We start from the raw sequence: 25321 nt of genomic DNA on the forward strand, positions 1-25321 counted from the left end.
ACTCCGTTTCTCGATGACCGTTCGGGGATGGTTCGTCGTACGTGCTACGTGCCGGTGCTGCTCAGGTGTCGCGGGGTGCGGGCGGCAGGGTCGAGGCCGAGACGCTGGGCGACCAGGGCGACCTCGGTGCGGTTGGAGCAGTTGAACTTGACGAGCAGGTTCGAGATGTGGCGCTTGACCCCGTGGATGGAGATGCCCATCGCGCGGGCGATCTGGTGGTTGCTCATGCCGCGCAGCAGCAGCGCCAGGACCATGTGCTCGCGCTCGGTCAGGCGCCCGAGCAGGTCGGGGCCGCCTCTGGACGGGACGGGCGCGTCGCCGCGCAGCAGCCGCTCGAAGGTGCCCGACAAGCCGGCGACATTGATCTCGTCCCACAGCAGGCAACCGGCCAGGCCGTACCGCTGGGCGAGGCAGGGGGCGAGCTCCTCCCCCTGCCGCACCATGGCCAGGATCCGCGGGCGGGCCCGGCGGGGGCCGCCGCCGAGCACGTCCGGCAGGACGGCGAGCGGGATCACCGCCACGTCGAAGTCCTCGCCGGCCAGCAGCAGCCTGGCCTCCGCCGAGCTGCGCACGACCGCGACCCCGGCCACGTTCGACACCTTCATCAGCAGCGGCGGGAGCCCGTAGAAGGAGACCTCGTCCTCGGCGAGCCAGAAGACGGACAGCCTGGAGCACCTCGCACGGAGGCTGGAAGGGGAGGCCGGGATCGGCTGGCCGGCCTCCAGCGTGATGGCACTCATCGCATGATCCTCTCTGCGTCGGCGAACGGCGGGCGGTCGGTACGCGGCGGCGGCTCTCTCAGTCGCGGCGTCTCACCAGGTGGAAGGAGAAGTCGGTGCCCCTGTGGTAGTCCTGCGAATACAGCACCGGCCGTCCGGCGCTGTCGTGGTGGGTCTGGAGCAGCAGCAGCCAGGCGCCGCCGTCCTCGTGGGTGCCGATGCGCTCGGCCTGGGTGTGGCTGAGGGTCACCGCCCGGACCTGGGCGACGGCGTAGGCGATGGTGTGGCCCTGCTCGGTGAGGAGCTGGAACAGCGAGCCGGTCCAGTCCACCTCGTCCAGGGGGCGGCCGATGAGCGAGCGCGGGAACAGGTCGATCGAGTACAGCAGCGCGTCGTCCCGGTGCCGGCGCAGGCGTTCCAGCCGGACGATGGCCTCGCCGGGCGGGAGTTGCAGCAGCTCGCGCTGGTGGCGGTCCGGCTCGGTGGCCGCGACGTCGAGGACGGTGTTGTCGGCCGTGTACCCCCGGCTGGCCAGCATCTCGGTCACGCCTTCGAGGCGGGTCAGCGGCCGGTCCAGGCTGGGCTGCGTGGTGAGGTAGCGGCCGTCGCCGTGCCTGGCCTGGATGAGCCCTTCCTGTTCCAGGAGCTTGAACGCCTCTCTGATGCTGGTGCGCCCGACGTCGAACAGGGTCATGAGCTCGTTCTCCGACGGCAGCCTGTCACCGGGGCGCAGCCCCTGTTCGACGATCAGGGCGTGCAGCCGGTCACGGATCTGGATGGCCAGGGTGGGATGACGTCGTGTCACGCGGGTCTCTCCTGCACGGACGGACCGCGGAGCGGGGCGATGCCGAGCTCGGCGGCCGATGGGTAGCTGGGGGCACAGAACCGGCGCGTGACCGAGACGGTCGCCACCTGGCAGGCGAGCCGGACGCCGCGCACCAGGCCCGCGCCGGCGCAGAGGGCGGCCGCCAGGGCGCCGGTGAAGGCGTCACCCGCGCCGGTGGTGTCCACAACGCGCACGCTGGGGACGTCGATCAGCATAGTGCCGCCGTCGTCGGCGATCTCGGCGCCGTGCTCGCCGCGGGTGACGACGACGGTGCGTCCTCTGGTCCGGCCGCGCAGGTCGTCCAGGTCGCCGGGGGTGTCCCCGGCCAGGGCGGACAGCTCGCCCTCGTTGAGCACCACCAGGTCGGCCCTGGCCAACAGCTCCTTCCCGGTCCCCTCGCGGAACGGTCCCGCGGGACTGGGATTGAGCAGGACGCGCACGCCCGCCGGGGCCGCCGTCGCGGCGGCGTAGGAGATCTCCAGCGGGATCTCGCCCTGGAGGACGAGCACCGACCCGGCGGGCAGGCCGGCGGCGACGGTGGCCGCCTGGGCGGGCAGCAGCAGGTCGGCGGCCCCCGGCCAGGTCATGACCATCTGCCTGCCGCCGGAGTCGACGTAGACGAAGCTGCGCCCGGTCGCCACGCCGACGGCCGTGGTGCAGTCGCCGACCTCGATGCCCTCGGCGCGCAGCTCGGCCAGCGCCACCGGCCTGGCGGCGTCGTCGCCGAGGCAGCCGAGGAACCGCGCGGGGGCGCCCAGCCGGGCGGCGGCGACGGCCACGTTGGCGGCCTTGCCGCCGTGCGCGGTGGCGTAGTCGGCGGCGTTGACGCTCTCGCCCGGCTCCGGCAGGTGGTCTCCGAACATGTAGAGGTCGACGATGTAGGCGCCGATAGCGACGACGGTCACGAGCCCAGCCCCAGGGCGCAGGGCGCGATGCTGTCGGCGTCGACGGTCACGCGTACGTCGGGATGGCGGTGGGCGAAGGTCACCGGGAGCAGCACGTCCGGCTCGGTGGTGAGCAGCAGGACCCGGACGATGTAGCGCTTCCAGGCGCCGCCGTCGGTGACGAGGTGCAGCCGGCGGGCGGACAGGATCTCCGACATGCCGACGGTGATCGCCATGCGCGGGATCGCCTGCGTGTAGCCGCCGGTCACGCGGTGGGAGTGGGCCACGATCGTGTCGTCGAGCAGGGGGACGACGCGCGTGGTCGAGGCGGCGAACTCCTCGGCGGTGTACTGGTGCCAGCGCGTGGACGGCGGCTCGTTGAAGGCCAGATGCCCCCGGAAGCCGAAGCCCGCATAGCAGGTGTCGGCGCCGCCCGCGCCGCGCAGGCGCTCGCCGAACGCGTCGGGGTCGAACACGTCGGGGAAGACCACGTTGTCGGGGTGGGGCCGCAGGTCGGGGTCGAGGAGCTGGTAGAGGTTGCGGTCGCAGTAGCCGCGGAAGCTGAAGGGGTGCGAGGGGTCCACCGGCCGGCCCTGCCAGTCGAGGAACTCGTCCATGTGGAAGGCGAACACGTCGGCCCAGCTGATGCGCTCCTCGTTGCAGATGCGCGCGAGGATCGGGTACTGCGCCTTCGGGCCCACGGGCAGGATCCAGCGGGTGGGCTCGCCGCGCATGTTGCGGGCGCGTAACTCGTCGGCCATCTCCCGGGCCAGCCGGTAGTAGAGCTCGGTCGTGTCGGGGCAGACGGTCAGCGGGTGGCGGGCGATGGCCGCCACGTCCTCGGCGGGCATGGACAACATCTCGTCGGTCAGCTCGGCCGACGTGCGGGGGTAGGGGTAGTCGAGGTGCCTCGCGCTGGCGGTGGTCACGTCACTCCTCCTCACAAGCTGCGGGAGAGCAGGAATCGGGACAGGACGTTGCGGGTGATTCGCCTGATGTCACCGTCACAGCAGGCGAGGCTGGTCACCCAGTTGACGGATCCGGCGGCGAAGACCGCACCGCCGGATCCGAGCCGTCGCAGGGTCATGTCGGCGCGTACGGTCTCCGCGCCCAGTCCGGCCTCCTCGGTAGGGGGCCGGTAGTGGTGGCCGTGGCCGCCCGCGGAGGTCGCGAGCAGCAGGGTGTCCGGCGGGGTGCCGAGCTCGGGCGCGGCCCGGTCGATCTCGTCACCGGCCGCCCCGCCGAGCGCGAGCCCGCAGCAGCCCACGGGGTCGGTGCCGACGCCCTCGAAGACCCAGGACGCCTCGTCCCGGTAGCTGTCGGGCAGCCGGGTGTAGCCGGGGGCGGGCCCCCAGCCCTGGGCGGCGAAGCCGACGCCGAGCAGCTCCTGCGGCGCCAGGCCGCGGTGCCGCCAGAGGCCGCCGGGCTCGCCGGTGGAGGTCAGCACGTCCTCGCCGGGCTCGTCGTCCCACCAGTCGCCGACGTGGCCGCGGCGGACCTCGATGGCGTGCGGGTGCCGGGGATCGACGCCGGTCACCCAGTAGAACCCGTTGCCGCCCAGGTACATGAGCCGGCCGCCGCCGGACACGTACCCGCCGAAGGCCGCGCGGCCGGGGGCGGTGACGTACTCGGGGTGGCTGCCGGTCAGGACGACGCGGTAGGCGGACAGGAGGCCGGCGCCGCCTTCGTGCACGTCCTCGTCGGCCAGCACGTCGAAGGCGACCCCCTCGGAGCGCAGCCAGCGCAGCAGCAGCAGGTCGGCGGCGAAGTGACGCGGCGCGCCGGTCATCCACCAGCGGTAGCCGGGGGTGAGGTTGAGCACCGGGCGGCGTCTGGAGGAGTGGGTGACGTGGCCGCCCTCCCGGCGCTGGTCGTACAGGGACAGGCCGAGCTCGCGGTGCTCGTTGAGGTAGGCGTCCTCCGGGGAGAGCGTGATCACCCGGTCGGTGACCTGCTTGTAATCCCCGAAGTACTCGGCCTCGCTGGACTGCCGGTGGTTGGCGTAGGCGAGGTAGGTGAACGTGGGCAGGACGACCGCGACCGGGCTCCTGCGCGTCCCGTCCGGGCGCACGACCACCGGGACGACGCACGACGCGTCCCGGGTGCGCAGGCGCACGCCGAGCACGGTGGAGCCGGCGTCCTCGGGGACGGTCAGCTCGCACGTCACCGGCCAGCGGGCGTCGTCGAGGTCCTCGGGGCTGACCTGGAGCGCGGTGCGGGCGACGCCGCCCGGCCCGATCAGCCCGGCGAGCGGCCGGTTGACGGCGTTCGCGTGGCGCCCGTTCCCGCTGACGTCCGGGACGACCGGGCCGCCGGGCTCGGCGGACGGGTCCCAAAGGGCCAGGAGGTCGGGACCGAGGTGCTTGACCAGCTCGGGAGCGGTGGTCAGGTCGCGCAGCGGAGCGCGCCCGGGGGTGGCGAGCGGGCCGTCCGTCAGCATCGGGAGGGCGATCCGGCCCGCGTACGGGTGCTCGTCGCCGGCCCCGATCCGCAGCCCGCCGGACGGGGACGGCAGCGGCAGTCGGGCCCGGCCCGCGCTCACGCCAGGGATGCGGAAGTCGTTCAGGTGCAGGACGGTCATCAGCGGCGCCGCCTCCCAGGCCACGGCCAGCAGCGACCACTCCCCCGCCGGGACGCCCGACCGCAGGCGGCAGCCCATGCTCCCGGACGGCGTCAGCACGGTCGCCTCCGGCCGCCCCTCCTCGTCGAGCGCGAGCAGCAGCCGCCAGCCGGAGGCGCCCAGGCGGGCCACGACCTGGCGCGGCCCGATCCGCTTGGGACGGATCCACAGGGCCAGGCCGCCCCTGGGAGGCGTCGGCACCGAGGCCGCCTCCAGCAGGGAGCCGGGCCGCAGGGGCCGCGGCGCGATCGTCACCGGCACGGCCGGGGTCAGGTCGCCCTCCCGCACGAGGTCCACGAGGGCGACGTCCGCGCCCCCGGACGGGCCGGAGGCGTGCAGGGTCAGCCGCTCGCCGGGGGCGGCGGACCAGCGGTCGGCGTACCCCATCAGGCGCGCCTCCCGGTCGATGGCCATCAGGCGTCTCCTCGCCGGTAGGGGATGCCGACGTAGGCCGGCATGCGGAGCCGTTGGGCGACCGTGACCAGCACCAGGAGCGTGGTGAGGTACGGCGTGGCGTACACGAGCTGGGTGGGGATCGAGTCGGTGCCCTGGAAGACCGCGAAGGCGGCGGCGCCGAGCAGCGCCAGCGTCGCGGCCGGGCGGACCCGCGTACGGACCAGCGCGACCGCCGCGACCCAGGCCAGCACGGCCCCGAGCAGCAGCAGCACGTGCACCGCGCTCGCCTGGCGCAGTTGCAGCGCGTCGGCGTAACCGAACAGCAGGGCCCCCGCCGCCGTGCCGGACGGGCGCCAGTTGCCGAAGATCATGGCGGCCAGCCCGATGAAGCCCCGGCCGCCGGTCTGGCCCTCGCGGTAGACGGTCGAGGAGACGGTGACCAGGTAGGCCCCGCCGAGCCCGGCCAGCCCGCCGGAGACCAGCACGCCGTAGTACCGCATGCGCAGCACCGGGACCCCGAGCGAGTCCGCCGCCGCGGGATGCTCGCCCGCCGAACGCAGCCGCAGCCCGAACGCGGTCCGCCACAGCAGCACGAAACTCAGCGGGACCAGCGCGACGGCGACCACGGTGAGCAGCGAGACCTCGTGCAGGAACCCCCGCGCGATCCCGGCGAGGTCGGACACCAGGAAGAACCGGCCGCGCTCCAGCCCGCCCAGCAGGTCGGGTGTGCCCCCGCCGCCCGCCAGGACGGGCACGCTGACCGTGCCGATCGACCCGCTCACCGGCGGCGACTGGGTGGCCCCCGCCCCCGGCAGGCCGCTGAAGGCGATGACCGACATGAACCGGGCCACGCCCACGGCCAGGATGTTGATCGCGATGCCGCAGACCACCTGATCGACCCCGAACGTCACGGTGACGACCGCGTGCAGCAGCCCCGCGGCGACCCCGCCGAGCGTGCCGGCCAGCACCCCGGCCCAGACGCCGAACGCGTACCCGGCCCAGGCCCCGCAGACCGTACCGATGATCATCATGCCCTCGATGCCGAGGTTGGCGACGCCCGCGCGCTCGCTCCACAGGCCGCTGAGCCCGGCGAGCCCGATGGGGACCGCCAGCCGCAGCGCCGCCCCCACGACGCCCGACCCGGTGAGCTCGTCGGCGCCGGTGAACACCCTGACCACCGACATCGCCAGCAGCAGGACGAGCGCGGCTCGCCACCACCGGTACCGTGCCGCGCTCATGCGGACGGCTCCAGCGCCGGGGAGCTCTGCTCCCGTACGAGCCGCTCGGCGCGCCGACGTTCCACGCGCCGCGCCACCTCGTAGGCGACCACGACGCTGAGCACGATGACGCCCTGCATGATCGTGACGATCTCTTTGGGGATGCCCTCGATGTCGAGGATCAGCGCCGACCGTTCCAGGAACCCGAAGAGCAGGGCGGCCAGCGCGATGCCCGCGGGCGTGTTGCGGCCGAGCAGGGCCACGGCGATCCCGGTGAAGCCCGCGCCGGAGGGGAAGTCCATGCCGTACCGGTAGGTCTGGCCCAGCAGGTCGGGCAGCCCGGCCAGGCCCGCCAGGCCGCCGGACAGCAACATCGTGACCAGGATCATCCGGCGCGGGTCGATGCCCTGGACGCGCGCCGCCACCGGGTTCAGGCCGCCGGCCTTCAGCTCGTAGCCGTAGCGGGTGCGGGTGAGCAACAGGTGCACGGCCACCCCCAGCACGACCGCGGCGAGCGCGGCCGAGCCGAGCTGGTCGCCCGAGGGCAGCGTGAGCTGGGGCAGGCGGGCCGACGGCGGCAGCTCCTGCGTCGAACCGGACGTGCTGCCTGCGGCGAAGACCTCGGCCAGCAGGTAGGCGACGACGGCGGTGGCGACGTAGTTCAGCAGCAGCGTGGACAGCACCTCGGAGACCCCGCGCCACACCTTGAGCACCGCGGCGATGCCCGCCCACAGGGCCCCGGCCAGCACGGCGACCAGGCAGACGAACGCCAGGTGCAGCGGGCCCGGCAGCCGCACGGCCGCCCCGGCGACCGCCGCGAACAGCGCGGCCACGTGGTACTGGCCCTCGACCCCGATGTTGAACAGCTTCATCCGGAAGGTGACGGCCACGGCGAGGGCGGCGAAGAAGTAGACGGCCGCCCGGTTCACCGCCGAGACGAGCGAGTCCGGCCGGACCCCGAACTCCAGCATCGTCAGGTACGTCCGCCCCGGCGCGGCCCCCACCGCGGCCAGCAGCGCGGTGGCGACCGTGAGCGCGATCAGCAGCGCGAGCGCCGGGACGGCGAGCACGCCCAGCGCTTCCCGGCCCGCCGCCCGCGCCCGGCTCACCGGCTCTCCGCCGGCCTGACGGGCACCTTGATCCCGCCCGAGACGATCTGCTTGCGCAGCTCTTCCAGCCGCGGCTGGATGTCGGCGAGCTCGCCGCCGCTGGTGGCGTAGCCGACCCCGCCCTCCTTGAGCCCGAACTCGCGCACCCCGGCGATCGGCCGGCCCGCCGCCGCGTCCCGGACGATGCTCAGCACCGCGACGTCGAGCTGCTTGGTGGCGCTGGTGAGGATCACCCCGGCGAGCCCCGGATCGACCGTCTTCCGCTGGTCGACGTCGACGCCGATCGCCCACTTGCCGGCCGCCTTGGCCGCCTGGAAGACGCCGAGCCCGGACGCGCCGGCGGCGTGGTAGACGACGTCGGCGCCGCCGTCGTACATGCCGCGGGCCGCCTCCTGGGCCTTGTCGGGCGCGGAGAAGCCGCTGAAGTCGGGCGGCTGGGACATGAACACGCTGGAAAGCTGGATCCCGGGTTTCACCGCGCGGGCGCCGGCCTCGTACCCGGCGAGGAACTTCTCCTGCGGCGGCGTCTGCACCCCGCCGACGAAGCCGATCCTTCCGCTGGCGGACTTGAGCGCGGCCGCCGCGCCGACCAGGTAGCTGGCCTGCTCCTCGCGGAACACCACGTTGGTGACGTTGGGCAGCTTCACGGTGGCGTCGTCGATGATGACGAACTGGGTGCGGGGGAAGGCGGGGGCGACCTTGGCCAGCGGCTGGGCGTAGAAGAAGCCGACGGCCAGCACCGGGTTGTGGCCGGTCTGGGCCAGCAGCCGCAGGATCTCCTCCAGATCGGACCCGGCGGCGTTGGGGCTGAGCTCCTTGGCCGTGACGCCCAGCTCGGCCTTCGCGCGGTCGACGCCGGCCCCCACCGAGTCGTTGAAGGACCTGTCGCCGCGTCCGCCGCGGCTGAAGGCCACGCCGATCGAGGCGGCGCCTTTCGCCCCGGCGGCGGGACCGTCGGCGGGGTTGACGGTGCGGTTGGCGGCGCCGCAGGCGGCGAGCGAGCACAGCGCCGTGCAGAGGGCGAGGACGCGGATGAGCACAGGGGCAGCGGCTAATCGGGGCACGGGGGCACCTCTCAGACGGGACGCCCGCGCCCGGCGCGGGCCCTGGGGGCCTGCCTCCGCAGGCCGATCCTGGCCGGTGCGTTCCCGGCTCCAGCGACCATCATGAATAGTCGTCAGACAAGCGTCAATACTTCTCTGAGAAATCGGCCATGGCGTGCCGTTCCAGCCACGCGGCCACCCCGTCGTCGTCGTTGGAGGAGGTCACCTCGCCCACCGCGCCGAGCACGGCGGGGTGGGCGTTGGCGACCGCCACCGCGGTTCCGGCCCAGGTCAGCATGGGGAGGTCGTTCGGCATGTCGCCGAACGCGATCACGTCGGCGCTGCCCAGGCCGAGCCTTGCCGCCATGGACTCCAGGGCCGCCGCCTTGGTGACGCCGGCCCGCATCACCTCGCAGAACACGTCCGCCGAGATGGTGACCTCGCAGCCGGTCAGGAGCCCGCGCACGGTCTCGTAGTACTGGCGGGCGGCGCCTTCGAGCTGGACCATGAGCTTGCCGACGTCGTGCCGGCCGATCTCGCCCTCCAGGCGGGGGACGCGACGGGCGTCGCGGGCCAGCGGCTCGGGCAGGTGGAAGGAGTCCTCCAGCAGCAGCTCAAGACGGCACTCCGCGCCCAGGCGCACACCGGGGAAGCGGTCGCGCAACATCGACAGCGCCGCGGCGAGCGGCTGCCGGTCCAGCGGGCGGTAGTCGACCACCTCCTCGCGGCCGAAGTCGAAGGTGATCGAGCCGTTCCCGCAGACGGCGACGGCCGCGTGGTCCAGGGCCGCGGCCACCGGACGGGTGTCGCGGACCGGCCGGGCGGTCGCGATGACGAACACGTGCCCGGCGGCGCGGGCCCGGCGCACGGCCGTCCTGGTGCGCTCCGAGACCTGGCCGCGGGAGTCCAGGAGCGTCCCGTCGAGGTCGCACACGATCATCCGCCGGCTCACGCGGTGACGTCCTTCCCGACGCGCGACTCGATGACGTCGAGCGCTCCGGCGGCCAGGATGCCGCCGATGGTCTCGGCCAGGCCGCGCCGGGCGGCCAGCCCCTGCACGACCACCAGGCTCCCGGTCAGGCCGGTGCCGGCCCGCCAGGACCGCTCGGGCATCGCCCCGGCCACGAGCGGCAGGTCCTGCGAGGTGGTGCGGACGGTCAGCAGCACGTGCGCCGCTCCCCCGTCCACCGAGGTCAGCAGCCGCGCGAGCCGCTGGATGGCGGCGCGTCTGCCGGCGTCCCGCCAGGCGGCCGGGCCGGCGACGAGGTGCGGGGAGCACGTGCGTAACGTGGCGATGACCCGCAGGTCGTGCTCGTCCAGGGCGGAACCGGGACCGTCGGCCTCGATGACGGCGTCGGCGAGCTCGGGGATCTTGGCCTCCGTGGCGCCGAAGGACGGGACGATCCGTACGGGCAGCGGCAGGCTCTGGAAGAACTGCCTGGCGATCTTGGGGAACTCGGTGGCGATCCGGGCCCCGGCCGGCAGGCCGGCGGCGTCCGCGGCGGGATGCCCGGAGGGGACGGCGAGCACGAGCCGCCAGGCGGGCACGCACCCGCTCGCCTCGACGAGCTCGACCTTCGCGCCGGTCTCCTCGATCCAGTCGGTGCCGGTCACGCCGACGTCGAAAACGCCTCTCTCCACGGCGAGCGGGATCTCGCGCGGCTTGTGGAAGGCCACCTCGACGCCGCCGTCGTAGGCGATGCTCGCCCGGTAGCTGCGCTCGGACGGGCGGTGCACCTCCAGCCCGGCGGCGGCGAAGAGGTCGAGGACGGGACGCTCCAGGAACGTGCCCTTGGGCAGCGCGAGCGAGACCATGCAGTCCTCCTCGGAACAGGGGGACCGGCCCCCGGCGACTGGGCGTGCGGCGCGCACCGGCAAGCGTCCCCGTCCGGCCGGCCGGCGGCAAGTGAACCAAGGTGGTGGCCGAAGGTTGACTTCGATTCCTGACCAGTGTTCGGGATGATGGAAAAGGGGGGTTCACGGGAGAGGAAACGACGAGTGTCCACATGCCTGACCCTCCTGCCCGCCGTCGACGTGCGCGGCGGCCGGGCCGTCCGCCTGGTGCGCGGCGTGTCGGGGTCCGAGACCTGGTACGGCGACCCGCTCGACGCGGCGCTGGCCTGGCAGGACGCGGGCGCCGACTGGGTGCACCTGGTGGACCTCGACGCCGCCTTCGGCACCGGCTCCAACCGGGCCCGCGTCGCCGAGGTCGTCGGCGCCCTGGACATCCCGGTCGAGCTGTGCGGCGGCGTGCGCGACGACGCGAGCCTGGCCGCCGCGCTGGCCACCGGCTGCGGCCGGGTGGTGCTCGGCACGGGCGCGCTGGAACGTCCGGCGTGGGTGGCCGAGGTCATCGCCCGGCACGGCGACCGGATCGCCGTCGAGCTGGACGTCTGGGGCACGACCGTACGCAGCCACGGCTGGACCCGCGAGGCCGGCGAGCTGTACGAGACCCTGGCCCGCCTGGACGCCGCCGGCTGCGCCCGGTACGTCGTCACCGACATCGCCAGGGACGGCACGCTCGGCGGCCCCAACCTGGACCTGCTGCGCAACGTGTGCGCCGCCACCGGCAGCCCCGTCGTGGCCTCCGGCGGCGTCTCCTGCCTGGACGACCTGCGCGCCATCTCCTCCCTGACCTCGCTGGGCGTCGAGGGCGCGGTGGTGGGCAAGGCGCTGTACGCCGGCAGGTTCACCCTGCGCCAGGCGCTGGACGCGGTACGCAAGCCGGAGCCCTAAACCGGCCGCATGGCCAGCGCGCGCAGGGCCAGCTCGACCATGCCGGAGCCGGGGGACTCGGCGGCCAGGCGGCGCAGGGCGTCGCCGTCCAGCCAGCGGGCCTCGTCGAACTTGTCCTGCTCGATCGTGGGCCGGGTCAGGTCGCCCTCGACCGTGGCCAGCACGTCGATCTCGCGCCGGAGGCCGCCGTCGCCGCCGGTCCAGTCGAAGACGTCCACCAGGCCGCCCACCCGCAGCAGCCGCCAGCCGGTCTCCTCCTCGATCTCCCTGGCCAGCGCCGCGCACAGCGTCTCGTCCCGCTCGACGTGCCCGCCGACGATGTCCCAGCAGCCGGGGAAGAGCCGCACGTGGGCCGCCCGCCGTTGCAGGAACACCTCGCCGGCCGGGTTGACCAGCACCGCGCCCACCACGCAGCGCACGCCCGCCGCGGACGCCTCCCGCTGGATCGGCTCGAACTGCGGCGGATGGGGTGCGCAGGTCATGCGGTCTCCTGGTGGGCGTAGTAGGTGGCGTAGAGCGCGGCGAACGGGCCGTCGCGGCGCAGCAGCTCGTCGAACCGGCCCTGCTCGGCGATCTCGCCGCCGTGCAGCACCAGGACGCGGTCGGCGCGCCGGATGGTGGACAGCCGGTGGGCGATCACCAGGACCGTACGGTCGGCGCACAACCTCGACAGCGCGTCCTGGATGCCGCGTTCGGTCAGCGGGTCGACGCTGGCGGTCGGCTCGTCCAGCAGCAGGATGTCCGGTTCGCGGACGAACATGCGGGCCAGGGCGATGAGCTGCCGCTGCCCGACCGACACGCCCTGCCCGCCGGCGGCCAGGCGGTCGTCCAGGGACATCGGCATGCTGCGGTCCCACACGCGGTGGCCGATCCGCTCGACGGCCCGTACGACGTCGTCGCGCCCGGCGCCGGGACGGCCGTAGGCGATGTTCTCCGCGAGCGTGCCCGCGAAGATGAACGGGTGCTGCGGGACGACCCCCACCCGCCGCCGGTAGGCCCGCAGGTCGAGGCCGCGGATGTCCCGGCCGTCGACCAGCAGCTCGCCGCCCTGGAAGTCGTAGGCGCGGGCGATCAGCTTGGCCAGCGTGGACTTGCCGCCGCCGGTGTGCCCGACGACCGCCACCGTCTCGCGGGCCGCCACGCGCACGTCGAAGTCCCGGAACACGGCGGCGCCCGAGCCGTACCGGAAGTGCAGGCCGCGGGCCTCGATCGCGCCGGTCAGCCCGGTCACCGGCGCGTTCCCGCTCTGGACGACGGCGTGATCGCTGTCGATCAGCGCGAACACCCGCTCGGCGGCGGCCAGCCCCTGCTGGAACAGGCTCCAGAACGAGGCGGCCTGGGTGACCGGCTGCCAGAGCATGCCGAGCGCCTGGAGGGCGAAGTACCACTCGCCCGCCGAGAGCCTGCCGAGCACCGTGAACCGCCCGCCCTGGTACAGCACGACCGCCGTGGCCACCCCGGCCAGCAGCGTCAGGACCGGCAGGATGACCGCGTAGATGAGGCCCTGCCGGACGTAGACGCGGTACGACAGCCGGTTGACGTCGTCGAAGTCGCCGTAGACGGCCTCCTCGCGGCCGAAGCTCTTGGCGACCGCGATGCCGAGCATGGTCTCGTGCACGTTGGCGTTGACCTTGGCCATCACCCGCCGCGTGGCCGAGGCCGCGGTACGGGCCACCCGGCGGAAGGCCAGGGCCGTGCCCAGCAGGAACGGCAGCGCCGCCACGATGACCAGACCGAGGCCGGGGTCGATCCAGAACACCACGCCGCCGAGCAGCACCACCAGGAAGAGCTGGCTGATCAGGTTCAGGGTGAGGGTGAGCACCGAGCCGAAGCCCTCGGTGTCGCCGGTGACCCGGCTGAGCACCTTGCCGACCGAGTTCTCGTCGTAGAAGGCGACGTCCTTGGCGAGCGCGGCGTCGGCGGCCTCGCACTGCAGCCGGTAGACCATGCCGCCCACCAGCCGGGCGGTGATCGCCTGGCGGGCCCAGTTCATCGCCCAGGCCAGCACCGCCGCCGCGACCACGAACAGGCACAGCAGCAGACCGGGGCCGCTGCCGCCGCCGGCCTGGTCGATCAGGCGGGAGACGACGACCGGCACCGAGGCGGTCAGCAGCACCGAGCCCGCGACGAGCAGGGCCGAGCCGACCATGCCGGCGCGGTGGGCGCGCAACTGTCGCAGGATGCGGGCGAGCAGGCGGCGGTTGCCGTACACGCGATCGTAGGCGTCGGCGTGCAGGCCCGCGAACAGGTCGCTCACGGCCGCCGCCGATCCTGGGCGTCATCCACTGTAGATCTCCCGGTAGAGCGCGCAGCGCGCCATCAGTTCGTCGTGCGAGCCCTGGTCGACGACCCGGCCGCCGTCCAGCAGCAGGATGACGTCGGCCCGGCGGATCTGGCCGGGGCGGTGCGAGACCAGCACCGTCGTGCGGCCCGCCGTCGCGCGCTCGATCGCCTCGGTGATGGCCGATTCGGTACGGGCGTCCACCGCGCTGGTGGCGTCGTCGAGGGTGAGGATGCGCGGCTCGGTCAGCAGGGCCCTGGCGATGGCCAGCCGCTGCCGCTGCCCGCCGGACAGCGTCGTGCCGCCCTCGTTGAGCGTGGTGGCGTAGCCGTCGGCCATCGTCTGGACGAACTCGTCCGCGCACGCCTGCTTGGCGACGCGCAGGACGTCCTCGTACCCGGCGGCGTGCGGCGCGCCGAAGGCGATGTTGTCCAGCACGCTCTTGGAGAACAGGAAGATCTCCTGGTCCACGTGGCCGATCTGGCGGCGCAGCGCGCCCGGCTCCCACTCGCGCACGTCACGTCCGTCGATCAGCACGCGGCCCTCGGTGGCGTCATACATGCGGTTGACCAGCTTGATCAGCATGCTCTTGCCGCTGCCGGTGGGGCCGACGACGGCGAGGGTGCGGCCGGCGGGCAGGTGGAAGGAGACCTCGCGCAGGATGTCCCTGCCCTCGTGGCGCAGCGAGACCCGGTCGAAGGTGATCGTGCCCTCGACGGCCGCCGTCGTGCCGCGCGTGTCCTCGCGCTCGCCGGGGGCGCCGTCGATGATCTCCCGCATGCGCGCGGCGGCGGCGAAGCCCTCCTGGATGACCGGCACGGCCTGCTCGGACATGGTGACGGGCTGCGCGAACAGCAGCAGCCAGCCGAGGTAGGTCACCACCTGGGACAGCGCCAGCTCCCCCTGCGAGTAGAGGTAGAGGGAGTGCAGGGAGCCGGTCACCATGGCCAGCGCGAAGCTCAGCGCGGGCAGGTAGACCGCCTGCGCCCGGCCGCGCCGGACGAAGGCGTCCCGGTAGGCGGCGGCGGCCGACCGCAGGGCGCGCCGCTCGTGGTCCTCCTGGGTGGCGGCCTTGACGGTGGCGATGCCCGAGAGCGTGGTGGAGAAGCGTTCGTTGAGGTCGGCGAAGGTCTCGCGGGTGCGCATGACCAGCGGGTAGAGCCGGCGCAGGTGGTAGCGCAGGGCGTAGGCGAACACCAGGACCAGCACGCCGGGCGCCAGCAGCAGCCGCGGGTCCAGCGAGGCGATGAACAGGATCGGCACCAGCAGGGCCAGGACGCCGTTGGCCGCGGTGGCCGCCCCCGGGCTGAGCATGTAGTCGACGAGCCTGGCGTCGTTGATGGCGCGGGCCAGGATGTCGCCGATGCGCTGCTGGTCGTGGAAGGCCATGCGCTTGGTCAGCAGGCTGCGGTACAGCTCGTCGCGTACGTCCCGTTTGACGCGCTGGGCGACGACCTCCATCGAGCCGTTCGACAGCAGGTCGGCGACGAACCGGCCGGCCGCCAGCAGCGCGGCGGCCAGCGCCGCCACCCCGACCGCGCCGAGGTCGTGCCGGGGGCCGGTGGCCTCGGCGAACGCCGTGCCGATCTGGACGGGGACGAGCGTGGAGCACAGGCTCGCCGCCACGGCCGCCACGGTGAACAGCAGCAGCGAGGGCCGGTGCCGGCCCAGATGACCGGCCACCCACCGGCCCACTCCCCGCGACGCGACCGGATCACGTGACCCGGCCGGCCGCCCGGCCCGATCACGCGACGCGACCGGCCGCCCGCCCGCGGCCGGTCGCGCCCGTTCAGTCATGCCTCCCCCTTCTCGTCAACGGCCCCCGCCTAGGCCGAGGCCCGGACGGAACCGGTCAGCAGGCCGAAGCCGTTCGTCGCGGCCGTGTTCAGCTCCGCCATCACCCGGTCGCACAGTGCGGAGGCGGCGAGCGCGTCGGAGACCGACGGCACGCCCTTGATCGCGGGACGTCCGCCCGGGTGGGGCTCGGCCGACCGCTGCGCGCAGGCGTCCACGAACGCCTGGAGCTCGGGCCCGAAACCGCTGCGCGCCCACCCGTGGTCCAGGTTGCGGGTGCTGTGCAGCTCCTGGCCGTACGGCACGCCGTCGGACAGTTCGAGCGTCACCCGCTCCAGGGACGGCGCGCTGTACCGGCTGCCGTCCATGCCCTGCACGGTGACGCCCACCATGAACCGCTTGACGTGGTTGCCCATGCGCAGCGTGGACAGCGAGCCGTCGTGGTGCCGCAGGAACAGGTTGATCTGGAACCGGTCGGCGTCACTGGCGATGGCGTGCGCGTCCACCTGGACGACCGGCGACGGCACGAACCAGCGGGCCAGGTCGAGGGCGTGCACGCCGTTGTGCCGGATCCACGCCTCCAGGGTGGTGTCCACCCCCCACTGCGGCGCGGACGGATGGCGGCTGTAGAAGTCGATGGTCACCGAGCACGGCGTGGCCCGGATCTCCTCGCTCAGCTCGTGCAGCCGCTGCAGGGTCTCGGCGTAGCGGAAGTTGAACCCCACCTGGACGTGCCGCCCGGTGCGCCGCACCACGTGCTCCAGGTCCTGGAGCGACGGCGTGGACGGCCCGGCCGGTTTCTCGACGAAGCAGTCCACCCCGCGCTCGGCGAGCTGCCGAACCAGCAGGTACGACGGCTCCGGCGGGACGGCCAGCACGGCCGCGTCCACCATCTCCAGGTCGAGCTCGTCCACCGAGGAGACGCAGGTCGCGCCGCCGGCCAGCGACTGCACGTCGGCGGCCAGCGCCAGGTCGGGGTCGACGCAGGCCACGACCTGGTGGCCGCGGATGCGTTGCAGGAACGGGAAGAGGTTCTGCTGCATCTGGCGGCCGCAGCCGACCAGGGCGAGCCGCAGGAGGTCAGCCACGGCCGGCCTCCGCGGGCGCGCTCCACGCCTCGAACGCCTGCCGCACCCGGTCGCGCAGGTCCCCCCAGTCGATGTCGCGGTGGGCCAGGCACACGAAGGACGGGTGCCCTTCGAGCAGCAGGATGCCGACCCCGGCGAGCTCGGCCAGCAGCGACTCGCGCCGCTCCTTGTCGCCCAGCAGGCCCACGTCGTGGTAGACCAGCTCGAACATGCCGCCGCCGAGCACCGGACGGGCGCCGACCAGGGCCTCGACCCCGGCGTCCGCGGCGCCCGCGGTGAAGGCGGCGGCCACCCGCGTGCCGATCCGGCCGATCTCGGTCCAGCCGTCCGGGGAGTCGCCGACGGGCTTCTCCAGGATGTCGCGGGTGGCCAGCGCGGCGTAGACGGCGATCATCTCCTTGGAGAACGTGCCGCTCAGCCGGGCCTTCTCGGCCAGCGCGAGCAGGTCCGCGTCGCCGGCCAGGATGCTCAGCGGGGCGCCGTTGGCCAGCGCCTTGCCGATCACGATCAGGTCGGAGCCGAGGGTGTTGTCGTGGTCGTAGCCGAGGGCCGAGATCCGGCCGCCGGTCTTGGTCTCGTCGAAGACGGTGAGCAGGCCGGCCTCGCGGCACATGGCGACGGCCTGGCGCAGCACGTCGGCCGTGGTGAAGGAGGCCAGGTACGCGTCGAAGACGAAGCAGCCCAGCCGGCCGCGGTGCCGTTCCAGCAGCTCGGCGAGGGATTCCAGGCGCAGGTCCACCCAGTTGGCCACCGGCTCGGAGTCGCCGACGCCGCGCATGCCGTCGGTGTAGCGGAGCTTGTCCCGCAGCGGCGAGTGCAGCGGCTCGTGCCACTTGAGGGAGTCGGCGATCTGGGCGTCGTGCCAGCCGACGTAGCCGCTGCGGATGACGCCGAGCCGGCCGGTGCGCATCGCGGCCAGCCGGAAGGCGGCGGTGACGGCCTCGGAGGCGGTCTTGAAGAACGCCCCGCGGTCGCCGGGCCGCTCGCCGAGCAGCCTGTCCAAGTATTCCTGGTGGAACGTGGTGTACCCCGGCAGCATGACGCCGTTGCCGAGATAACCGCAGAGAATTTCGTTGAACTGGGCGTCCGCGTGACCGATTATCACTGGCCCATAACCCATGACGAAATCGATGTACGGTACGCCGTTCGCGTCGGACACCTCGCCCCGCCGCCCCCGCGAGAACAAGAGCTGCTGCCCCGCGGACCTGAACTTACGTGTGATCTTCGAGTGAGCTATGCGCTCATATTCCGACAACGATCCTCCCCCCATTGGGATTTGAATTAAGATCGGAATTTCAATTTCAGAAGACAGTACCGTCCGGCCGCCGGGACCCGTCAAGTACTCTTTCTTCCAGGACCCCGGGCGAGGGCGGACGACATATCAAGACCGCGAGAGGGCCGTCAAGTGCTCCTTTTTCCAGGGTCACGCCGCCTTGACATTCAGGTGCCCGCAATATCAAGTTGTGTGGGCCATTGTCAGCGGATGGAGGCCACGTGGATAACGGATCCGATCCGGGAAGTCCGGCCGGCCGCGGAGAGCCGGATATCGTCGGGCGCAGTAAGCGTCTGTGGCTGCTGCCCGAGGGGCGCTGCCTGGTGCAGATAATCCCCAGCCTGCGCAGTTTCACGTACCACCGCGATGAAATCGTCGAGCGCACCGGGCCGCTCCGGCTCGATTTCTACGAAAGGGCGGCGGCCCGGCTGGCCGGCGCCGGGGTGCCGTGCGCGTTCAGGGAACGGGTCTCGGCCGACTCGTACGTGGCCGACTACTGCCCGGCGCCGCCGTTCGAGGTGATCGTGAAGAACCGGGCCACGGGATCGACCACCCGCAAGTACCCCGGCCTGTTCGAGGACGGCGCCCCGCTGCCGCGCCCGGTCGTGAAGTTCGACTACCGGACCGACCCCGAGGACCAGCCGATCGGCGAGGACTACCTGAGGGCGCTCGGCCTGCCGGTGGAGGAGATGCGCGAGCTGTCCCTCGCCGTCAACGACGTGCTGCGGTCCTGGCTGCGCCCGCTGGAGGTGTGGGACTTCTGCCTCATCTTCGGGCAGACCGCCGACGGCGGCCTGACCGTCATCTCCGAGATCTCCCAGGACTGCATGCGCCTGCGCCACCAGGACGGCTCCCCGCTGGACAAGGACCTGTTCCGGGACGGCGTGGCCGGCGAGGAGATCGTGAACCAGTGGAGCCGCGTCCTCGATGTCATCACATGAGACCCCGGCCGCGCTGGTCACCGGCAGCAACCGGGGCAGCGGGCGGGCCATCGCCGAGGAGCTGCGCGAGCGCGGCTACCGCGTCTTCTCCCTGAACCGCTCGCTCGCCGGCGAGGACTGGCTCGGCGAGCACAAGTGCGACCTGTCGGACCCGGCGCAGATCGCGGAGGCCACCGCCCAGGTGCTCGGCGCGGCCGGCCGGCTCGACGTCTGCGTGTCCAACGCGGTGGACCGGGTGCTCGACCCGATCGCCGACCTGCGCGGGGAGGACTGGGAGCGGCTGGTCGCGATCAACCTGAGCGCCTGCTTCCACCTGCTCAAAGCCGTCCTGCCGGCGTTGCGGGCCGCCGGCGGGATGTTCGTCGCCATGGGCAGCCACGCCGGGACCCGGTACTTCGAGGGCGGGGCCGCCTACAGCGCCACCAAGGCCGGGCTGAAGGCGCTGGTCGAGACGCTGCTGCTGGAGGAGCGGCGCAACGGGGTGCGCGCCTGCCTGGTCTCGCCGGGCGCCATCGCCAACCTCGACGGCGACGGGTCGCCGCACAAGATGAGCACCCGGTCGGTGGCCCGCTGCGTGGGCACCATCGTCGGCTCCTGGCCCGACGACCTCGTGGTGGGCGAGATCGAGGTGCGGCCGTCCAGCCTGCCCGAGCCGCCCGTCGTCGGCATCGACCGGCTGCTGCACGTGTGACCCGTCGTTGCCGTCGTTGCCGTCGTGCCCGCAAGGAGGAAGCATGATCTCGCTCGCCCTGCCGAAGGGGTCGCTGGAGCGGCGGGCCCTGGAGCTCTTCGCGACCGCGGGGCTCCCCGTACGGCGACGCTCGGAACGCTCCTACCGCGGCACGGTGGACCACTCCGGCGTGTCGCACGTGGCCTTCTACAAGCCGCGCGAGATCCCCCTGGTCGTCGGGGACGGCACCTTCGACCTCGGGCTGACCGGCGCCGACTGGGTGGAGGAGACCGGGGCCGAGGTCGAGGTGGTGGAGTCGTTCGACTACTCCAGGAACACCGAGCGGCCGTGGCGGCTGGTGCTCGCGGTGCCGTCCGGCCATCCCGCCCGCAGCGTGGCCGACCTGGACGACGGCGTCAGGGTGGCCACCGAGTACCCGAACATCGGCCGCCGCTTCTTCCGCGAGGCGGGACGGCGGGCCGAGGTGGTCGTGTCCTACGGCGCGACCGAGGCCAAGATCCCCGAGCTGGCCGACGCCATGATGGACGTCGTGGAGACCGGCCACTCGCTCCGCCAGAACGATCTGCGGGTCATCGAGACCGTCCGGACCTGCGGCGCGCAGCTCGTCGCCAACCCGGCCGCCTACGCCGACCCGGCCAGGCGCGGCCTGATCAGGAACGTCGCCCTGCTGCTGCGCGCCGCCTGGGTGGGCCCGGCCCACGTGCTGCTGACGGTCCGCGCCCCCGCCGACCGGCTGGAGGAGGTGACGCCCGCGATGCCGGTCCAGTCCTGGCGCGCGGGCCCCGGCCTTGGGGACGCCGCCATGGTCGTCCTCCAGGGCGTCCTGCCCAGGCGGGAGGTGCCCGAGACGATCGACGCGCTGCTGTCGGCCGGGGCCGTGAACGTCACCGAGTCGGGCATCGGCATCCTCGTCACGGGAGAGGCGGGTTGATCGGCGCCGCCGGCATGGCGAAGATCGGACGTGGGAACCCTGGCCCGCGGAACGCAGTGCGAAGGAGACTCATGGACCCCCGGTCGGCGGCAAAGATCACGGAGACGTCCCCGCCACGCTCCCCCTGGCTGACGATCCTCGTCGTCTACGTCGGCGGGGTCGTCGCCGCGATGAGCCTCGGCAAGTTCTCCTCGGTCGGACCGGCGGTGGCCGCCCAACTCGGGCTGTCGCTGTCGGAGCTGGGCTGGGTGATCTCGGCGGTGGTCGGTGTGGGGGCCGTGGTCGGCCTGCCCGCGGGCTACCTCGTCCGCCGGTTCGGCACCGGGAGGTCGCTGGTCACCGGGCTGACCCTGATCGCGGCCGCGGGCGCGGCGAGCATGGCCGCGAACGACTTCGCCTGGCTGCTCATCGCCCGCGGCGTCGAGGGCGTCGGCTACGTCCTGGTCACCATCTCCTGCCCGGCGCTGATCCTGCGCCTGGCCCACGAGCGCGACCGGGGCACCGCCCTGTCGGTCTGGGCGACGTTCGTCCCGGTCGGGCTGGGGGCCAGCACGCTGGCCGGCGGCGCGGCCGGCGACGCGCTGGGGTGGCGCGGCTGGACCGGGCTGATCGCCGGGCTGACGCTGCTGACGGCCGTGGTGACCTGGGCGCGGCTGCCGCGCGGCGGCGGGGCGCAGGCGGCCGGGCCGGTCCCCCGGATGCGGGCGCTGACCTGGCCGGGCGTGCTCGCCGCGGCCTTCTGCCTGACCGCGCTGGTGACCATCCCGGTGATCGTGCTCCTGCCCACCCTGCTCATCGAGCAGTACGGCCGCTCGGCCGCCGCCGCGGGCGCGCTGACCTCGGTGATCTCGCTGCTCGGCGTGGCCGGCGGGCTGGCGGTGGGCGTCCTGCTGCGCAGGGGCGTACGGGTCGGCGTGCTGGCCCTGTCGGGCTTCCTCGTCGTGCCGGCCGCCTGGATCCTGTACGCCGGCGGCTCCTCCGCGGGCGCGCTCACCGGCGCGGGCGTCATCTCCATGGAGAACGGCTTCCTGGGCGCCCTCGTCTTCGCCGCGCTCCCCCTGATCCTGGAGCGCCTCGACCACGCCGACGTCGGCAACGGCGTCATCGCCCAGGCCGGCAGCCTCGGCTCCCTGCTCGGCCCCCCGCTGTTCGGCATGGTGGCGAGCGACCTCGGCTACCCGGCCCTGATCCCCGTCATCGCCGTCGGCATCGTCGCCGCCGTCGGCGCCCTGCTGCTGATCGGCCGGCGGGCGGCCCGGCCGCTCCCGGCCGCGGACTGAGCCGGCCGCCGGAGCCGGCGACGGGCCGGGCGGCCCGTCGCGGAGTTCGCAGGAAGGTGCGACCATGCGCGGAGACGACCCGCTCGACGACACCGAACAGGCCCTGCTCCCCCTCCCGGCCCGGGGCCTGGCGGTCGCGCTGCTGCTGATCGCCGTGGCCGGCGTGGCGCTCCTGCTCGTGTTCGGGCCGGGCGGGCAGCAACCGGGGCATCCGGCGGCGCCGGCCGCGCCCGCGGGGGTGCCGCCCGCCCAGTCGATCCTGCGGCTGTTCCTCGCGGTGGCGGTCATCGGCGGTCTGGCCTCGCTGGGCGGCGTCCTGGCGCGCCGGGCGGGCCAGCCGTCCGTGGTGGGGCAGATGGTGGCCGGGCTGCTGCTGGGGCCGTCCGCGCTGGGCTCGCTGGCGCCGGGCGTGTCCGCGCTGATCCTGCCCGGCTGGGTGGCGCCGCAGCTCGAACTGCTGGCCCAGGCCGGGCTGGCGATCTTCATGTTCACGGTGGGGCGGGAGTTCGACCCGGCCGCCCTCGGCCGGCAGCGGACGGTCGTGGGGGTCGCCGCGCTGGCCATGATGGCCGTGCCCTTCGCCCTGGGGACGGTCGCGGCGCTCCCGTTCGCCGACGCGCTCGCCGGGCCGTCGGCGTCGGGGACGGCGTTCGTCCTGTTCGCCGGGACCGCGCTCAGCGTCACCGCGTTCCCCGTGCTGGCCAGGATCCTTCAGGAGGCCGGGCTGACCGTCACCCGGCTGGGCTCGCTGGCGATCCTCTGCGCGGGGCTGGCCGACGTGCTCGCCTGGTGCGCGCTGGCCGCCGTGATCGCCCTGGCCCACGCCGGCTCCCCTGCGGGCGTGCTGACCTCGCTGGCGCTGGCCGCCGCCCTGGTGCTCGCCGTGACCCTCGTCGTACGTCCCGCGCTCGCCGCCCTGGCGGCCCGGCACGCCGACCGGCGGCTGCCCGTTCCCGCCGCGCTCGCGCTGGTCCTGGGCCTGATCTTCGTCCTGGCGGCGGCGACCGACGCCATCGGCGTGCACGCGATCTTCGGGGCGCTGCTGGCGGGGGTCGTGTTCCCCCGCGACGCGCCCGTGCTCGGCGCGGTGCCCGAACGCCTCGGCTCGCTCAACCGCGCGATGCTGCTGCCGGTGTTCTTCGCCTCGATCGGGCTGCGCACCGACGTGCATCTGGCCTTCGGCCACCCGGTGGTGCTGGTGGGCGGGGCGGTGCTGCTGGTGGCCGCCGTCCTCGGCAAGCTGGGCGCGGCCGGGGTGATCGCCTGGGCGGGCGGCATGCCGGGACGGCTCGCGCTCGGGCTCGGCGTGCTGATGAACGCCCGCGGCGTCACCGAGATCGTCGTGCTCAGCACCGGGCTCGGCATGGGACTGATCGCACCCGGCACGTTCACGGTGCTCGTGCTGATGGCCCTGATCACCACCATGATGACCGCGCCGGCCCTGCGCCGGCTCGGCCTCTACGCCCCGGCCAGGACCGGGCCGCGCACGCCGCAACCGGCCTGAACCGGCCACGACGGCCACCGGCGCCTACTCACCCCGCCGGACGGCGGTGAGCACCAGGACGTCGTAGTGGACGGTGAAGGCGCCGCCCGCCGCGTCGATCGCGGCCCCGACGCCCTCCAGCAGCTCGCGGCGGCGCTCCGGCGGCAACCCGGTGGCCGGACCGTGCGTGGGCACCTGCTCCAGCCACTCGTCCCTGCTGTAGACGCGCTCCCACGCGTACTGCCACCGCTCGGGCTCGCCGAACGCGTCCGCCGCGCGGACACCGTCGGTGATCTTGTCGAGCAGCGACGCGTACAGGTCCACCGCCGGCCCGGCCTGGCCGAGCGCCGGCAGGTCGGGCAGGATGCGGCGGTAGACCTCGGCGAAGGCGTCGCGCAGCACGTCCGGCGGCTGGAAGACGTTCCAGAACAGCGCCAGCCTGCCGCCGGGCCGCAGCACCCGGGCCGCCTGGGCCGCGCCCGCGGCCGGGTCGATCCAGTGCCAGGTCTGGCCGGCGACGACCGCGTCGAACGTGCGCCCGGCCGGGTCCCAGGACTCGAAGGCGGACACCTCCACCTCGATGCCGTCGCGCCGGGCCAGCTCGGCCATGCGGGGATCGACGTCCACGCCGGAGACCCGGCAGCCGGCCGCCTGGAACTGGCGGGCCGCGATGCCGGTGCCGATGCCGACGTCGAGGACGTCCGGGCCGGGGGCGGCCGCGGCGATCCTGGCGATCATCTCCTCGGGGTAGCGGGGGCGGGTGCGGTCGTAGCGGTCGGCGTCCGCGCCGAAGGACTCGGCCATCCGCCGGTGGCGGTGCGGCTCGCTCTCAGGGCTGTTAGTGGGCATGCGCCCACTCTAGTGGGCATGCGCCCACTCTAGTGGGCATGCGCCCACTCGTCTACGCTGAACGGGATTCGTGACAGAAGGAGACCGGCCCGGTGCCCACAGGCGTAGCCCTCCGCGACGTACGCGAGCAGCTCTTCGACGCCGCCGAGCGCGTCCTGCTCAGAGCCGGCCCCAACGCTCTGACCAGCCGGGCGGTCACCACCGAGGCGGGCTGCGCCAAGGGCGTGCTCCACCGCCACTTCGCCGACTTCGACGCCTTCCTCGCCGACCTGGTGACCGACCGCATCCGCCGCGTCGAGGCCCAGGCCGCCGCCCTGCGCGAGAGCGCCGGCACCGGCACCGTCGCCGGGAACCTCACCCTGGCGCTGCTGGAGCTGTTCGGGTCGGTCGCCGTGGCCGTCGTCGGCCTCGTCATCTCCCGCGACGGCCTGCGCGCCCGCCTGCGCCAGGCCGGGTCGTCGGGCATCCCGCTCCTGGCCGAGGCCACGACCATGATCGCCGCCTACCTGACCGCCGAGCGCGAGATGGGCCGCATCGCGGCCGACGCCGACGTCGACGCCCTCGCGCTCACCCTGATCGGCAGCGGCCACCTGCTGTTCGCCGGCAGCGAGGGCGACCCGCCCGGCGCCACCGCCGTCGAGTGGATCGTGACCACGGCCATCGCCGACGCGGTGCAGCGCCGCCTGCTCTGAGCCCCCGCCTCACCCGGCCGCGGCGGCCCCCAGGGCGACGGGCCACACGACCAGCAGGTACACCTCCGACGGCTGGTTCGACGGCGTCCGCCGGTCGCGGCGGCGACCGTGGACGCGCAGGCCGTACCGTCCGGCGCCCTGGGGCGTCAGGTCGATCGGCTCGTCGGCGACGCCCTGCACGCGCATCACGCCGGTGGTGGTGACGAACTCGACCTCCTCGCTCTCCTCCCAGCCCTCCGGGTCGGGGGGCTGGGCGGTCCCGGCCAGCCGTACGGTCACATCCACCACGCCGGTGTGGATGCCCGTCCGGATCACGGCGGCGCCGGGGGCGGAGGCGGTCAGGCCGTTGGGGACGGTTCCCGGATGGTCGCGGCCCGGCTCGCCTACCAGGATCTGGTGGTAGGTGACGTGCACGTCGGCCCTGGCTTGGGCGGGAGGTAAGTGCGTCATCCCCGGAAGCCTAGGCCG

Annotated in this window: 24 protein-coding genes; 7 read left to right on the forward strand and 17 right to left on the reverse strand. The window is 73.7% G+C overall.

Going from position 1 to position 25321, the window contains the following annotated elements; translation table 11 throughout:
- Positions 1 to 44 precede the first annotated feature (44 nt).
- The 10 genes from ACIHAD_RS01965 to hisG (ACIHAD_RS02010) form a co-directional block, all read right to left on the reverse strand.
- Positions 45 to 740: a response regulator transcription factor gene (locus ACIHAD_RS01965; RefSeq protein ID WP_397352437.1), complete on the reverse strand. Its 696-nt coding sequence runs from the start codon at positions 738 to 740 to the stop codon at positions 45 to 47.
- A 58-nt stretch (positions 741 to 798) separates the two neighbouring features.
- Positions 799 to 1524, reverse strand: coding sequence for a GntR family transcriptional regulator (locus ACIHAD_RS01970; protein ID WP_397352438.1), 726 nt, complete (start codon positions 1522 to 1524; stop codon positions 799 to 801).
- Entirely contained in the window at positions 1521 to 2450 is a 930-nt protein-coding gene (locus ACIHAD_RS01975; RefSeq protein WP_397352439.1) for a PfkB family carbohydrate kinase, read from the reverse strand. Before ACIHAD_RS01975 ends, ACIHAD_RS01970 begins: the two co-directional genes overlap by 4 nt.
- Positions 2447 to 3358 carry a 6-phosphogluconolactonase gene (locus ACIHAD_RS01980; RefSeq protein WP_397352440.1) on the reverse strand — a complete coding sequence of 304 codons (912 nt, stop codon included), beginning with the start codon at positions 3356 to 3358 and terminating at the stop codon, positions 2447 to 2449. The genes ACIHAD_RS01975 and ACIHAD_RS01980 overlap by 4 nt, the downstream gene beginning before the upstream one ends.
- Before the next feature lie 11 nt (positions 3359 to 3369).
- Positions 3370 to 5463 carry a N,N-dimethylformamidase beta subunit family domain-containing protein gene (locus ACIHAD_RS01985; protein ID WP_397352441.1) on the reverse strand — a complete coding sequence of 698 codons (2094 nt, stop codon included), beginning with the start codon at positions 5461 to 5463 and terminating at the stop codon, positions 3370 to 3372.
- Complete coding sequence (locus ACIHAD_RS01990) at positions 5463 to 6683, reverse strand: ABC transporter permease (protein WP_397352442.1); 1221 nt, start codon at positions 6681 to 6683, stop codon at positions 5463 to 5465. Before ACIHAD_RS01990 ends, ACIHAD_RS01985 begins: the two co-directional genes overlap by 1 nt.
- The gene (locus ACIHAD_RS01995) at positions 6680 to 7771 is read right to left on the reverse strand and encodes an ABC transporter permease (RefSeq protein WP_397352443.1); all 1092 of its coding nucleotides are present in this window, start codon (positions 7769 to 7771) and stop codon (positions 6680 to 6682) included. Before ACIHAD_RS01995 ends, ACIHAD_RS01990 begins: the two co-directional genes overlap by 4 nt.
- Positions 7768 to 8835, reverse strand: a complete 1068-nt coding sequence (locus ACIHAD_RS02000; RefSeq protein WP_397352444.1) for a BMP family protein — start codon at positions 8833 to 8835, stop codon at positions 7768 to 7770. Before ACIHAD_RS02000 ends, ACIHAD_RS01995 begins: the two co-directional genes overlap by 4 nt.
- 124 nt (positions 8836 to 8959) lie before the next feature.
- Positions 8960 to 9766, reverse strand: coding sequence for an HAD family hydrolase (locus ACIHAD_RS02005; protein WP_397352445.1), 807 nt, complete (start codon positions 9764 to 9766; stop codon positions 8960 to 8962).
- Positions 9763 to 10629: an ATP phosphoribosyltransferase gene (hisG, locus tag ACIHAD_RS02010; RefSeq protein WP_397352446.1), complete on the reverse strand. Its 867-nt coding sequence runs from the start codon at positions 10627 to 10629 to the stop codon at positions 9763 to 9765. The genes ACIHAD_RS02005 and hisG (ACIHAD_RS02010) overlap by 4 nt, the downstream gene beginning before the upstream one ends.
- 183 nt (positions 10630 to 10812) lie before the next feature.
- Between hisG (ACIHAD_RS02010) and priA the strand changes: the two genes are divergently transcribed.
- A complete protein-coding gene (gene priA, locus ACIHAD_RS02015; protein WP_397352447.1) occupies positions 10813 to 11550 on the forward strand; it encodes a bifunctional 1-(5-phosphoribosyl)-5-((5-phosphoribosylamino)methylideneamino)imidazole-4-carboxamide isomerase/phosphoribosylanthranilate isomerase PriA in 738 nt (245 codons plus the stop codon).
- On the opposite strand, the gene ACIHAD_RS02020 is transcribed toward priA, so the two are convergent.
- Genes ACIHAD_RS02020 through ACIHAD_RS02040 form a run of 5 tightly spaced genes read right to left on the reverse strand, consistent with a single transcriptional unit; the run spans position 11547 to position 17983 of the window.
- Positions 11547 to 12032, reverse strand: a complete 486-nt coding sequence (locus ACIHAD_RS02020) for an NUDIX domain-containing protein (RefSeq protein ID WP_397352448.1) — start codon at positions 12030 to 12032, stop codon at positions 11547 to 11549. The two genes, priA and ACIHAD_RS02020, sit on opposite strands and share 4 nt — an antisense overlap.
- Entirely contained in the window at positions 12029 to 13807 is a 1779-nt protein-coding gene (locus tag ACIHAD_RS02025; RefSeq protein WP_397352449.1) for an ABC transporter ATP-binding protein, read from the reverse strand. Before ACIHAD_RS02025 ends, ACIHAD_RS02020 begins: the two co-directional genes overlap by 4 nt.
- A 21-nt stretch (positions 13808 to 13828) precedes the next feature.
- Positions 13829 to 15628: an ABC transporter ATP-binding protein gene (locus ACIHAD_RS02030; protein WP_397352450.1), complete on the reverse strand. Its 1800-nt coding sequence runs from the start codon at positions 15626 to 15628 to the stop codon at positions 13829 to 13831.
- A gap of 29 nt (positions 15629 to 15657) precedes the next feature.
- Positions 15658 to 16713: a Gfo/Idh/MocA family protein gene (locus ACIHAD_RS02035; RefSeq protein ID WP_397352451.1), complete on the reverse strand. Its 1056-nt coding sequence runs from the start codon at positions 16711 to 16713 to the stop codon at positions 15658 to 15660.
- A complete protein-coding gene (locus ACIHAD_RS02040; RefSeq protein WP_397352452.1) occupies positions 16706 to 17983 on the reverse strand; it encodes an aminotransferase class III-fold pyridoxal phosphate-dependent enzyme in 1278 nt (425 codons plus the stop codon). The genes ACIHAD_RS02035 and ACIHAD_RS02040 overlap by 8 nt, the downstream gene beginning before the upstream one ends.
- Positions 17984 to 18207: 224 nt before the next feature.
- Between ACIHAD_RS02040 and ACIHAD_RS02045 the strand changes: the two genes are divergently transcribed.
- The 5 genes from ACIHAD_RS02045 (at position 18208) to ACIHAD_RS02065 (ending at position 23333) form a co-directional block, all read left to right on the forward strand.
- The gene (locus tag ACIHAD_RS02045) at positions 18208 to 18927 is read left to right on the forward strand and encodes a phosphoribosylaminoimidazolesuccinocarboxamide synthase (protein WP_397352453.1); all 720 of its coding nucleotides are present in this window, start codon (positions 18208 to 18210) and stop codon (positions 18925 to 18927) included.
- Positions 18914 to 19618 carry an SDR family oxidoreductase gene (locus tag ACIHAD_RS02050; protein ID WP_397352454.1) on the forward strand — a complete coding sequence of 235 codons (705 nt, stop codon included), beginning with the start codon at positions 18914 to 18916 and terminating at the stop codon, positions 19616 to 19618. Before ACIHAD_RS02045 ends, ACIHAD_RS02050 begins: the two co-directional genes overlap by 14 nt.
- 43 nt (positions 19619 to 19661) lie before the next feature.
- Positions 19662 to 20549: an ATP phosphoribosyltransferase gene (gene hisG, locus ACIHAD_RS02055; RefSeq protein ID WP_397352455.1), complete on the forward strand. Its 888-nt coding sequence runs from the start codon at positions 19662 to 19664 to the stop codon at positions 20547 to 20549.
- A 71-nt stretch (positions 20550 to 20620) separates the two neighbouring features.
- Entirely contained in the window at positions 20621 to 21829 is a 1209-nt protein-coding gene (locus ACIHAD_RS02060) for a CynX/NimT family MFS transporter (RefSeq protein ID WP_397352456.1), read from the forward strand.
- Between the two features lie 64 nt (positions 21830 to 21893).
- A complete protein-coding gene (locus tag ACIHAD_RS02065; RefSeq protein ID WP_397352457.1) occupies positions 21894 to 23333 on the forward strand; it encodes a cation:proton antiporter in 1440 nt (479 codons plus the stop codon).
- 24 nt (positions 23334 to 23357) lie between these two features.
- Here the strand turns inward: ACIHAD_RS02065 and ACIHAD_RS02070 are convergent, their stop codons facing one another.
- Entirely contained in the window at positions 23358 to 24161 is an 804-nt protein-coding gene (locus tag ACIHAD_RS02070; protein ID WP_397352458.1) for a class I SAM-dependent methyltransferase, read from the reverse strand.
- A gap of 92 nt (positions 24162 to 24253) precedes the next feature.
- Here ACIHAD_RS02070 and ACIHAD_RS02075 point away from each other — a divergent pair, with 92 nt between their 5' ends.
- Positions 24254 to 24853 (forward strand): TetR/AcrR family transcriptional regulator, encoded by a 600-nt coding sequence (locus ACIHAD_RS02075; RefSeq protein WP_397352459.1) that lies wholly within the window; start codon positions 24254 to 24256, stop codon positions 24851 to 24853.
- A gap of 9 nt (positions 24854 to 24862) precedes the next feature.
- Here ACIHAD_RS02075 and ACIHAD_RS02080 read toward each other — a convergent pair whose 3' ends face one another.
- Entirely contained in the window at positions 24863 to 25303 is a 441-nt protein-coding gene (locus tag ACIHAD_RS02080; RefSeq protein WP_397352460.1) for a hypothetical protein, read from the reverse strand.
- Positions 25304 to 25321: the final 18 nt, after the last annotated feature.

It is taken from the genome of Nonomuraea sp. NPDC052265, from assembly GCF_044547985.1.
Classification (GTDB): Bacteria; Actinomycetota; Actinomycetes; order Streptosporangiales; family Streptosporangiaceae; genus Nonomuraea.

Excerpts from the sequence above, each read along its gene's own strand:
- ACIHAD_RS01965 (WP_397352437.1), bottom strand. The coding sequence starts at position 740 with ATGAGTGCCATCACGCTGGAGGCCGGCCAGCCGATCCCGGCCTCCCCT.
- ACIHAD_RS01985 (WP_397352441.1), bottom strand. The coding sequence starts at position 5,463 with ATGGCCATCGACCGGGAGGCGCGCCTGATGGGGTACGCCGACCGCTGG.
- ACIHAD_RS01990 (WP_397352442.1), bottom strand. The coding sequence starts at position 6,683 with ATGAGCGCGGCACGGTACCGGTGGTGGCGAGCCGCGCTCGTCCTGCTG.
- hisG (WP_397352446.1), bottom strand. The coding sequence starts at position 10,629 with ATGGTCTCGCTCGCGCTGCCCAAGGGCACGTTCCTGGAGCGTCCCGTC.
- ACIHAD_RS02020 (WP_397352448.1), bottom strand. The coding sequence starts at position 12,032 with ATGACCTGCGCACCCCATCCGCCGCAGTTCGAGCCGATCCAGCGGGAG.
- ACIHAD_RS02030 (WP_397352450.1), bottom strand. The coding sequence starts at position 15,628 with ATGACTGAACGGGCGCGACCGGCCGCGGGCGGGCGGCCGGTCGCGTCG.
- ACIHAD_RS02040 (WP_397352452.1), bottom strand. The coding sequence starts at position 17,983 with ATGGGGGGAGGATCGTTGTCGGAATATGAGCGCATAGCTCACTCGAAG.
- ACIHAD_RS02050 (WP_397352454.1), top strand. The coding sequence starts at position 18,914 with ATGTCATCACATGAGACCCCGGCCGCGCTGGTCACCGGCAGCAACCGG.
- hisG (WP_397352455.1), top strand. The coding sequence starts at position 19,662 with ATGATCTCGCTCGCCCTGCCGAAGGGGTCGCTGGAGCGGCGGGCCCTG.
- ACIHAD_RS02060 (WP_397352456.1), top strand. The coding sequence starts at position 20,621 with ATGGACCCCCGGTCGGCGGCAAAGATCACGGAGACGTCCCCGCCACGC.
- ACIHAD_RS02065 (WP_397352457.1), top strand. The coding sequence starts at position 21,894 with ATGCGCGGAGACGACCCGCTCGACGACACCGAACAGGCCCTGCTCCCC.
- ACIHAD_RS02070 (WP_397352458.1), bottom strand. The coding sequence starts at position 24,161 with ATGCCCACTAACAGCCCTGAGAGCGAGCCGCACCGCCACCGGCGGATG.
- ACIHAD_RS02080 (WP_397352460.1), bottom strand. The coding sequence starts at position 25,303 with ATGACGCACTTACCTCCCGCCCAAGCCAGGGCCGACGTGCACGTCACC.